General features: G+C 34.6%; 9 protein-coding genes and 2 pseudogenes. 3 read left to right on the forward strand and 8 right to left on the reverse strand.

Features of this window, described 5'->3' with window-relative positions; genetic code table 11:
* The first annotated feature begins 139 nt into the window (after positions 1–139).
* Positions 140–766, forward strand: a complete 627-nt coding sequence (locus V7014_RS26320) for a chromate transporter (RefSeq protein WP_335511952.1) — start codon at positions 140–142, stop codon at positions 764–766.
* A gap of 18 nt (positions 767–784) precedes the next feature.
* On the forward strand, positions 785–1,327 hold the full coding sequence (locus tag V7014_RS26325; protein ID WP_335511954.1) for a chromate transporter: 543 nt from the start codon (positions 785–787) through the stop codon (positions 1,325–1,327).
* A 63-nt stretch (positions 1,328–1,390) separates the two neighbouring features.
* Here V7014_RS26325 and V7014_RS26330 read toward each other — a convergent pair whose 3' ends face one another.
* From V7014_RS26330 to V7014_RS26350, 5 genes are all read right to left on the reverse strand, one after another.
* Positions 1,391–3,505 carry a peptidoglycan D,D-transpeptidase FtsI family protein gene (locus V7014_RS26330; RefSeq protein WP_335511956.1) on the reverse strand — a complete coding sequence of 705 codons (2,115 nt, stop codon included), beginning with the start codon at positions 3,503–3,505 and terminating at the stop codon, positions 1,391–1,393.
* 103 nt (positions 3,506–3,608) lie between these two features.
* The gene (locus V7014_RS26335) at positions 3,609–4,832 is read right to left on the reverse strand and encodes an MFS transporter (RefSeq protein ID WP_335511958.1); all 1,224 of its coding nucleotides are present in this window, start codon (positions 4,830–4,832) and stop codon (positions 3,609–3,611) included.
* A gap of 287 nt (positions 4,833–5,119) precedes the next feature.
* Positions 5,120–5,728 carry a superoxide dismutase gene (locus tag V7014_RS26340; RefSeq protein WP_335511960.1) on the reverse strand — a complete coding sequence of 203 codons (609 nt, stop codon included), beginning with the start codon at positions 5,726–5,728 and terminating at the stop codon, positions 5,120–5,122.
* A 118-nt stretch (positions 5,729–5,846) separates the two neighbouring features.
* The gene (locus V7014_RS26345) at positions 5,847–6,329 is read right to left on the reverse strand and encodes a DUF456 domain-containing protein (RefSeq protein ID WP_335511962.1); all 483 of its coding nucleotides are present in this window, start codon (positions 6,327–6,329) and stop codon (positions 5,847–5,849) included.
* A gap of 210 nt (positions 6,330–6,539) precedes the next feature.
* Positions 6,540–8,183 (reverse strand): Na/Pi cotransporter family protein, encoded by a 1,644-nt coding sequence (locus tag V7014_RS26350; protein ID WP_335511964.1) that lies wholly within the window; start codon positions 8,181–8,183, stop codon positions 6,540–6,542.
* A gap of 258 nt (positions 8,184–8,441) precedes the next feature.
* Between V7014_RS26350 and V7014_RS26355 the strand changes: the two genes are divergently transcribed.
* On the forward strand, positions 8,442–9,221 hold the full coding sequence (locus V7014_RS26355) for a DUF1189 domain-containing protein (RefSeq protein ID WP_335511966.1): 780 nt from the start codon (positions 8,442–8,444) through the stop codon (positions 9,219–9,221).
* A gap of 198 nt (positions 9,222–9,419) precedes the next feature.
* Here the strand turns inward: V7014_RS26355 and V7014_RS26360 are convergent.
* From V7014_RS26360 to V7014_RS26365, 3 genes and pseudogenes are all read right to left on the reverse strand, one after another.
* Positions 9,420–9,635, reverse strand: a pseudogene (locus V7014_RS26360) (transposase); the annotation flags it as partial.
* Between the two features lie 49 nt (positions 9,636–9,684).
* Positions 9,685–9,833: pseudogene (locus tag V7014_RS27415) on the reverse strand (transposase); the annotation flags it as partial.
* A gap of 88 nt (positions 9,834–9,921) precedes the next feature.
* Positions 9,922–10,594 (reverse strand): FkbM family methyltransferase (locus V7014_RS26365; protein WP_335511968.1); only part of this gene is annotated, 673 nt, incomplete at its 5' end.

Here is a 10,594-nt window from a genome sequence, read left to right on the forward strand (position 1 = left end):
CTGTCGGAAAATGATAAATAACATTCTGTTATACCCTATGCATTTATTGCAATTTACCTTTTACCCTCACCTTGATAAGTTAATTAACAAGAATATTAACATAAACCACATGTAGCAATGATTGAAAGGAAGTGAAATAATGAATACTCAATGCAAAAAGCTATTGCAAATATTTTGGACCTTTTTTAAAATCGCTCCTGTCACGTTCGGTGGAGGATTTGCAATGATTCCGCTAATAGAGAAAGAAGTAGTATATAAAAGAAAATGGTTACATACAGACGAAGTAACAGACGTCTTTGCATTATCTCAATCAATTCCAGGAGCAATTGCTTTAAACGCTGCGACATTTATTGGCTTTCGAATTGGTGGGATAAGTGGAGCGATTGTAGCTATTATAGGCGTGTCATTACCTACGTTTTTCATCGTACTATTATTGGGGATACTCTATATATTCATGGAAAATAATCCTACGATCAATGCTTCTTTCCAATCTATTAGAGCCTCAATTGTTGCTTTAATCATCTATGCAGCAATTAATATTGGAAAAACAGCACTGATTGATAAATCTACAGTCTTTCTGTTTATAGTTGGTATTGCTGCTCTCTTCTTTATTCACCCAATTGTTGCAATCTTATCGAGTGCTGCACTCGGAGTTATAATCATTTCTTTTAAAAATAGAGTAGCCTCACGAAAGAATGCAAATGAAAGTGATCAAAAGCAGAGATACAAAGAGAAAATAAAAGACTCAACAAACATAGGATTATAAAAAAACGAGGTGAAGCATATGTTGCTGTGGAATCTATTCCAATCATTCTTAATTATTGGTTTTATATCATTCGGAGGCGGTTATGCTATGATTCCGGTAATAGAAAGCGAGGTCTCGAAACATGGATGGATGACAATTCAAACATTCACAGATTTAATTGCCATTGCTGGAATGGCTCCAGGGCCAATTGCAACAAATAGCGCTATTCTTGTTGGATATTCAACAGCGGGTATATCAGGAGCGATTGTTGCTACTATCGGGATTTTACTACCAGCATTTTTAATCGTTCTTCTTGTCGCAACTCTTTTTCGTAAATTAAATCATTATCCATTAGTACAATCCATGTTTTATGGCTTAAGACCAATTGTCACCAGCTTAATAATCTTTGCAGCATTAAAGTTTGCACTTTCAAATAACCTAATTAGCTTGCATATTTCCTGGTATACGATTAGCTTGCTCATCATTTTTGGACTTTCTTTATTCGCACTATTGAAATTACGTATGCATCCTCTATTTGTCATTTTTCTATCTGGAGTTGCAGGAGCTGTCATTTATTCATAGTAATTGTATACATTCATTTTGTTTTTGAACATAAAAAAAGCTTGCCGAAGCAAGCTTTCATTATTATTCATTATCGTCCTCGTTAGTACTAGAGGTTGTATCACGTTTTTCCTTCAATTCAAAGTACGTATCCATTACTTTACGTCCTATATCTAAGTTAATGCTGTGGCCACTTCTACCTTGATATGCCCATGGTACAACGACAGCCATTGCAACTTCTGGATCATTTGCAGGCGCATAGCTAACTAATGATAGATTCATAGTTTCCGGTGGCTCATTATAATTTTTACGAAGTGGACCATCATAGAACGCCTCCGCAGTACCTGTTTTCCCAGCAGGTTCATAATTAGCACTTCCAAACGCTCTATAGCCTGTTCCACCTGGTTCTTGCATTACTTTTGTAAAGCCTGTTTGTACGCGTTCAATCCATGAAGGTTTCATGTCTAACGTATTTAAAACAACTGGTGATATTTCTTGCACGACCGGACCTAGCGATGCAGCATCTTCCGCTGGCTCCCTAATTTCTTTTACAATATGAGGTTGTATTCGTTTACCCCCATTGGCAATGGTGGAAATGTATTGAGCCAATTGCATCGTTGTATACGTATCATACTGGCCGATAGATAAGTCAAGAAGTTTACCTGAGATTTTCTCTTGACCTTTAAATCCTGCCATTTCATTCGGTAAATCAATTCCTGTACGAACGCCTAAACCGAATTGACTGAAATAATAACGCATGATATCAAAAGCTTCTGGTTTTACTTTCAACGATTGATTATATCGGTATTCACCGCCACCAATTTTGATAGCCGTTTGGAACATATATACGTTTGATGACTGTTTTAAGGCTGTTAAATCATTAATTGTACCCATGTTTTTCCATGATTTTTTCGGTGGCGTACCTTTAATAACCATTGGTGCATCATTAACTGAATAACCAGGATAAATCGCTCCCGTTTTATAACCTGTTAAGACTGTCGCACCTTTTACAACAGAACCCATCGTGTACGAAGTTGTAATATTACCAAGTGCAAAATCGTTAAATTCCATTCTTCCTGTCTCTTCATCTCGTGCGTACTGTTTACCAGCCATTGATAGTATTTCTCCAGTGTTTGGATCCATCAAAACAACAAAGGCACGATCTAGGAAGCCTGTAGCACCATAGGATTTCTTCTGACGTAATTCATCTTCAATAATTTTCTCTACAGCAAGCTGTAAATCCATATCTACAGTAAGGACTAAATCTTTCCCTCTTGTACCTTCTGAAAGAAGTGCAGATTCCAACACATTACCTGACTTGTCCGTAACATTTTTCACTTTAGCCTTTTGACCTTGCAGCACATCTTCATATTGATATTCAATATAACTTGTACCAACGCGGTCGTTACGATTATAATCTCTAGCTAAGTAATAATCTAATTGTTCAAGTGGTAACCCTTCTTCAGATTTTGAAACCTTTCCTATTACTGATTTCAAAGTATCATCATATAAGTAATCGCGATCCCAATCCGTTGTTACATCAACACCCGGTAATGATTCTAAGTTCTCACTTACAATCGCTACTTCATCTTTTGTTACACCTTCATTTTTAATGATTTGTGGAGTTAATGCTTTTGCACTGGCTAGTTCACGATAAATCGCTAAAACTTCCAATTCAGCTTCTGAAAGAGACTTCAAATCTTTTTCTGTAATTCGTTCTAATTGACGTTTATATAATTCTTTATCATCAATTTTCTCATCTTCATAAAGTTTTTGATCTTCTTTTGTGATTTTCTTTTTAGCCTCTTCAGGATTCATAAGAATCCAGAAGTCTTTTTTATCACGCTCTGTTACTTTTTTAGTTTCTTTATCAATAATCTTCGCTAAATTCTGTGCGGTTTCTAACATTTCTTCCGTCGTTGTTCCTTGAAGACGGGTATATGTAATCGCATCTACTGGCGTATTATCAACGACCGTTTTACCAGTTCGATCATACATTTTCCCACGTGGTACAGAGCTGTTAACCGTAACATCTTCTGTACGTTCTATTTCACGACGATAGTCATCTCCGTACACGATTTGTACAACACCAAGACGTAATATTAAAGCCGTAAATAAAATAAATATAACAAAGAAAAGTATATTTAATCGAAAAGGAACGTGCGATTTTTTCTTTTTGTCTTTAATTTTTCTCCTCAATACTATACACACATCCTTCTTTATTTTGAACTACACACCTCTCTTATTGTATATAAACAGCGATTGTTTTTCTAGCAAAAAAACATAAAATTAAATAGGGAAATCATTTCCGGCTATTTACACCTATCTCAATATCCTTCACTAAAAAGTAAATACACAAATGCCCAGATCCAAGAAGTAATAATAAATAAGGAAGAACATCCTTCATATTAAAGAAAGAAATTCCTATTAAAAAAACAAGAATAGATAAAATTCTTCCTATGTTTAAGTAAAGATCTCTTACTACGATATACTCAACTCGCATTTCACCAGCTTTCCAGCTCTGCCCGATCACATCATAGGAAAGTGAAATGTACGGAACGAGTAATAATGGGTAGAAAACAGCAATGAGTGCACCATACAATAACAAATTTACATAAGTAACTTTAATAATCAATAAAAAAATCGAAGCAAATAAACCGAGACCACCTAGGAGAATGGCTTTTTTTCTGCTCTCTTTCTTAATGAATCTTGAAGCAGCGTAATATGTAATAAGACCAATTCCTGAATTCACTAGACCAAACGTACCAAGAGAAAGCTCACTACCAGTCGTTATAAAGATAAAGACTGAAACGATAAAAAAAAATGTACCCTCTCTCCATCCTTGACATATATGTGCCATTAATATTTTATGCCAATTGCGATTATTTTTTCTTTCTTGAATAATTCTCAAAAAGTAGTACTTTCCATGTGCAGGTCTTCTTTTAATGAAAAAGCTTAAAACAACCGCTATAGCGAACAAAAACATAGAAATACCAAAAATTATGCTATAACCAACATTATCATATGTATGTGTAATGATATACCCAGCTAAAAAAGGACCTAACATTCCTCCTAAAGAAGACATGATCCCTAAAAATCCATTAAAAAAATCACGATTCTCTGGCTCAGTTATTTCAAAAGTTAACACATTATAAGCTAACCAATAAAAGCCATAACCAATACCTAAAATGGCGCCTAGTAATAGAATATAATGAACTGCATCATTTCCAACCATTAATACCACTAAATAAAATGCGGCTAAACATATTACACCTAAACGCAGTACAATTACACGATCAATCACTTTCGCTATTCTTCCCGCTAGAATAAACGTCAAAGGCTGAAATATCACAATCGTTATATTGTATAAACCTATTTCAAAGAAACTACCTGATTGCTTCCATAAGAATATGTTTACAAATGTGTTTGATAAAGCGGCACTTATACTATATAGTCCGCCAATAATGAGTAACAGCTTTAAATCTCTTGTTAAGGGAATATCTCCCAAGACTTTTCTTACAATCATCTTTAACTCTCCTTTATCCCATTCCAACTAGCACTAACTGCTCTCATTCAAAATGATGTAAGAGTGAGAACTAAGCAATTATAAGATTCCAATTGCTTCATATATATAGCTTTAGCTTTTGAAAAAGAAAGAGTGAATATGCAAGAAAAAGCAAGAACCGCTAAAACGACTCTTGCTTTCTTCAAAGACTAGCTTACTGAATAGAAAGATTACTTTTCAATCATTCATCCCATCCAACTAAAAATCGGTGAGGAATAGGTATCCCTCACCGATTTTTGTTTCATTTATTATTTTGCAGCTTGGTAACGTTTTTCAACTTCATCCCAGTTTACTACATTCCAGAAGCTTGAAATGTAATCTGGGCGACGGTTTTGGTAGTTTAAGTAGTAAGCATGCTCCCAAACATCTAACCCAAGGATTGGTGTTTTACCTTCCATTACTGGAGAGTCTTGGTTTGGAGTACTTGAAATTTCAATTTCTCCGTTGCTTACTGATAACCAAGCCCAACCAGAACCAAAGCGAGTTGTTGCAGCTTTAGCGAATTCAGCTTTGAAGTTATCGAAGCTACCAAATTTAGCATTGATTGCTTCAGCTACTTCACCTTTAGGCTCTCCACCACCATTTGGTGAAAGGATTTGCCAGAATAATGTGTGGTTAGCATGTCCACCACCATTGTTACGTACAGCTGTACGAATAGCTTCTGGTACAGCATCAAGTTTAGCAATAACTTCTTCAACTGACTTAGCTTGAAGTTCTGCATTTCCTTCTAAAGCAGCGTTCAAGTTAGTAATATAAGTGTTGTGATGCTTAGTGTGGTGAATATTCATAGTCTCTTTATCGATATGTGGTTCTAATGCGTCGTATGCGTATGGTAATTGTGGCAATTCAAATGACATAATTTATTTCCTCCTATGTAGTGCATAATGTAGCTAAAACACGGTTACTACCGTATTTTAGCCCGTTAAGTTAAGATTAACAAAGTTTGTTTGCGCATTCAAATAAAAAGCTTAATTTTTACAGTACAACAAAAAGAAAATATGCAACCATAAATGCTTGTATAACAAATTTCGTAATGACACTTGAAATAAATCCTATTACTGAACCAAACCCGATTTTTATCGCTTCCTTAAAGTTCTTTCTATGCACCAATAATTCAGCCAGTACAGCTCCAATAAACGGGCCTAGTATTATACCGATGACAGGAATGATAAATGGACCTACCAGTAATCCGATGGTGCTTCCCCATATACCTGCTTTAGAGCCGCCATATTTCTTCACACCTATTAAATTAGCTGCATAGTCTGCAATAAATAGTAGAACCACAAACAATCCTTGTATCACCCAGAACAACCAACTGAAATGATCAAATGTAAATAGAAAACCATAAAGAATAATTGGACCAATAATGAAGAACACACTTGGGATAATCGGATAAATCAATCCAACAAAACCAACCACAAACAACAGCCCAATAATAATCCAATAAACAATCTCCATAATTCTTCCCTTCCTCCGTCTACTATCTTTCATTACCCTTTTTTCATTTTATATACGCTTTTTTCAAGAAAAAGTTACAAAATAATTCTTTTGACAATGTAAAAATATAAAGTTATTCCTAACCTAGGCAGAGCCATATAACAAGTATACATACATTTAGATAAGTATAGGAAAAGCCCTCGTATTATATTACAAGGGCATTTTCTACGATCATCTATATTTATATTTGCTATCTCCAAGCACTGTTTCAGCAATGTTTACCGCGTGGTCGCCAATACGTTCTAAGTTACTGATGATATCAACAAAAACGATTCCACCTCTAACCGAACAATTGCCTTCGCTAAGACGGCCAATATGTTTCTTTCTTAAAGATTTCTCTAGCTCGTCGATGCTACGCTCTTTCTTTAATACATCAATCGCTAGTTCTTTATTATTATGATCTAAAGCATCAATCGCTTCTTTCACAGTAGTATGCGTTAAATTGAACATCGTTTTAAGGTCGTTCATTGCGTCATCAGATAAAGTAACTTTATTAGATAATTGGAAATCAACATATTCGATTATATTTTCGAAGTGATCACCAATACGTTCAATATCACGAACAGTATCTACCAAAATCGCATGTCTCTCAGATTCATGTGGCGATAATGGAGCTGATGATACCGATACTAAGTAATCAGTAATTTTTCGGTCCAAATTATTAATTGCATCTTCAATTTGTAAAGCTGTTTCTGAGTTCTTCGGCTGTTTACTTTCAAAGAACTTTTGCGTTTCCTCTAGACCTTTAATCGCAAAGTTACCCATGCGTACAACTTCTTCTTGAGCAGACCCAATTGCAATAGCAGGTGATTGTTCCAAGAAAATTGGATCTAAGTGCTTTGTTTTATATTCAACAATTGAATCCTCACCAGGGATTAATTTCGTTACAATATATGCTAATACAGCAATGAATGGGAATTGAATAACAGCATTCGTCACGTTAAAAATTCCGTGTGCAAACGCGATTGTCATTTCCGGATTCAAGCCTAATGAGTCTCTTATCATGTCAATGACCATTGTATAGAACGGCAAGATTATCATGAATATAGTTGTACCAATAACGTTAAATAAGACGTGTGTAGCTGCCGCTCTTCTTGCCGCAACTGAAGCACCAATTGAGGCTAATACAGCCGTGATCGTTGTACCGATGTTATCCCCAAATAGAACAGGAAGTGCAGCGTCTAAACTAATTAAACCTTGGCCAAATAATTCTTGTAAAATACCAATTGTAGCACTTGAACTTTGAACAACAAGAGTAAAGACTGTTCCGATAAATACACCAAGGAATGGATTATCACTCATGCTAAGAGTAAGATCATGGAATGAGTCTAATGACTGAAGCGGCTTCATTCCGTCTCCCATTAATTCTAAACCAAAGAATAATGCCCCAAATCCAAAGACGATTTGTCCTAAGTTATGGATTTTTCTATTCTTAAAGAAGAACAATAATACAGCTCCGACTGCAATAATTGGTAGAGCATATTCTGATATTTTAATACCAATAATAAATGCTGTAATTGTTGTACCGATGTTGGCACCCATTATAATTCCAATTGCTTGTCGTAATGTTAAGAACCCAGCACTAACTAATCCAACGGTAATAACTGTTGTTCCAGAACTACTTTGAATTAAACAAGTAACAACAATACCTGTTAACACACCCATAAAAGGATTCGTAGTAAAACGATCTAATATATCACGTAATCTATCTCCTGCTGATTTTTGGAGACCATCTCCCATGTATTTAATACCAAATAGGAAGATACCTAGTCCACCCAAAAATTGAAAAAGCATTTCTTGTACATTCAATTCCACTAAAATTTCAACCCCTCAAGCGATAATTCGACAAAATTCCACAAATAAGACTTTGCTATTATGTGAGAAATCGCAATTTATGTAAAGGATTATTTAACATTCTTTACAATTCCTTAACAAACATCCTAAAACTCCCCCTTATATTACAGAAACATTACAAAGCAAACTGTTTGTTAATAGATTGCTTTAAAATCGTTGTATTATGTATACAAGAAGGATAGAATATGAAAAAAGTACGTAAGACAAGGTGTTGACACTATGAATATTTTCAAACAGTTTTGGCTTAGTTTGTATTCTCCGAAAGATATTGCCAAATTTCGCTTTCAAGGGATAGGAAAAACCATTCTTTATGTTTTCCTATTAGTATTTATTTCAACCTTACCATCCTTCATTTACTCAACTACTAGTGTAAAAGATGGTGTAGCTTCCTTTAAAGAAGCTATTGAGCATAAGATTCCAGCATTTGAAATAAAAAACGGTAAACTTCATACAGAAGCTACGGAGCCTATCGTACTTAACGATCAAAATTTCGACATCATCTTTGATGGAACTGGTTCACTAACTGCTAAGGATGTTGAAACAAAGACGGATAACGGGCTAGCGCTGTTGAAATCTGAATTTGTAATCGTTGCTAATGGAACAATGCAAGCACAACCTTATTCACTCTTCCAAGGATTTACATTAACCAAGGATGATGTGGAAAGCTTCATGGAACAAATCGATGGATTATTGATTGTATTAGTGCTTATTGTCAGCTCATTTACTTATATATTCGCTGCAGGACTAAAGTTTATCGAAATTACTATTATTGCAATGGTCGGAAAACTACTAGCAAGCACATATAACCCTAAACTCCAATATCGCCATATGTGGAGAATAACCGCTTATAGCACAACCATACCGACAGTTTTCTTCACTATTATGGCATTCTTCCAAACAAATGTTATCGGAGGAATGTTTGTTAATTGGGCTGTTACTCTAACAATGATTTATCTTGTTATTAAAGAAATACCACAACCAAAAACAAAGCAACAATAAATGGAATTGGATGGGGTTATCCCCCTAATCTCTTAGGCCACCGTAAATATGATTTCACACAAAAAAACGTTAGCTTAGCTAACGTTCAGCTTGTAGAGAAAGGCACTCTTTTTCTACAAGCTTTTTTTATGTTTACACTTTTGAGGGATATACCTTCGATTTTAAAACCTTTTAATAATAAAAATGACCCTACATCTATTATATCTTGGCTAGATGTAGGGCAATTTTCTTCATATTTTGGCACGCAGCAGTGAGCAATACTTGCTCACTAGCATTTTTAATACCACGCAAACGGAGATAGCAAAGCCCGTGCAATTCTTTTGAATCTGCGAAGCTTCGCTCAACTTTTTCTTTTCTAAATCTATATAAAGCTTTTCCACTTTTCAAAAGTCGATTTCCTCTCACTTTCTCCTTATGAAACCATTTTATGTTCTATCGCTTGAAGGAAAATCTCTTTCTAAGTTTCTGAACGAATACCGTATAAATAGCCTATAAACATCATTTTAAAAAGAATGAGAGGGTCAAGAGATGGTCTTCCATTATCTTCACGGTAATATGGTCGAACTTTTTCAATGATAAAAGTAAATGGTCTTTAGGAACAAGCTCTTCAATTGAAATGAATTATATCTCAGATTGTGTACTTTTTCTTGTAAAAACACAGACAGCTTCGTTAACTGATGCTAACTTTTTTTGTAATAATTCATATTGGTAAATTTTTCGTTTTTTCATTATCAACCTCATTTGGAACAGCAAACAACACCGTTTCTTGTGCATAAATCGTATAATGTCCTAAATAAAATGAATAATTTAAATCCAGTCCATTAATAAATTTCGTTACTTCATGAAAATCATTTATTTTGTGATAAACAGCTATTGCTAAAGTAGGTCTGAATTTTTTTATTGTCTCACACGCTCCATTTAAAGCTGATAACTCTGCTCCTTCTATATCCATTTTAATAAAGCCAACACTTTTCAGTTCATTTCTTTCAACTAAATCATCAATACTTAAGGTATACACTTTAACATTATTATTTTTTATCTCGGTAACAATACTTGCTGGTCCCTGATCTACAAAATAAAGTTGTTCGTTTGATACATTCCACACTGGATTCTTAATAACTTTAATACGTTCTTTTAACTGTGGATTTAAATCCAGATTTTTTTCCATAATTTCTAAATTACTAGGTATAAATTCCATTGTGAATACAATGCCTTTATTGCCAACTTCATTAGCAAAATAAAGTGCTGTATCACCCCAACAGCCTCCACAATCAATAACACACTGACCTTTCTCTACTTTAATTTTCTTATCTCCTTGATTATATTCATATTGTTTATCAATAAAAGTAGCACATAACCCCATTGGCATATAA

It is taken from the genome of Bacillus sp. JJ722, from assembly GCF_036963345.1.
Classification (GTDB): domain Bacteria; phylum Bacillota; class Bacilli; order Bacillales; family DSM-1321; genus Bacillus_AD.

Coding starts and splice junctions, on each gene's coding strand:
- V7014_RS26320 (WP_335511952.1), top strand. CDS start 140: ATGAATACTCAATGCAAAAAGCTATTGCAAATATTTTGGACCTTTTTT.
- V7014_RS26335 (WP_335511958.1), bottom strand. CDS start 4,832: ATGATTGTAAGAAAAGTCTTGGGAGATATTCCCTTAACAAGAGATTTA.
- V7014_RS26345 (WP_335511962.1), bottom strand. CDS start 6,329: ATGGAGATTGTTTATTGGATTATTATTGGGCTGTTGTTTGTGGTTGGT.
- V7014_RS26355 (WP_335511966.1), top strand. CDS start 8,442: ATGAATATTTTCAAACAGTTTTGGCTTAGTTTGTATTCTCCGAAAGAT.
- V7014_RS26325 (WP_335511954.1), top strand. CDS start 785: ATGTTGCTGTGGAATCTATTCCAATCATTCTTAATTATTGGTTTTATA.
- V7014_RS26340 (WP_335511960.1), bottom strand. CDS start 5,728: ATGTCATTTGAATTGCCACAATTACCATACGCATACGACGCATTAGAA.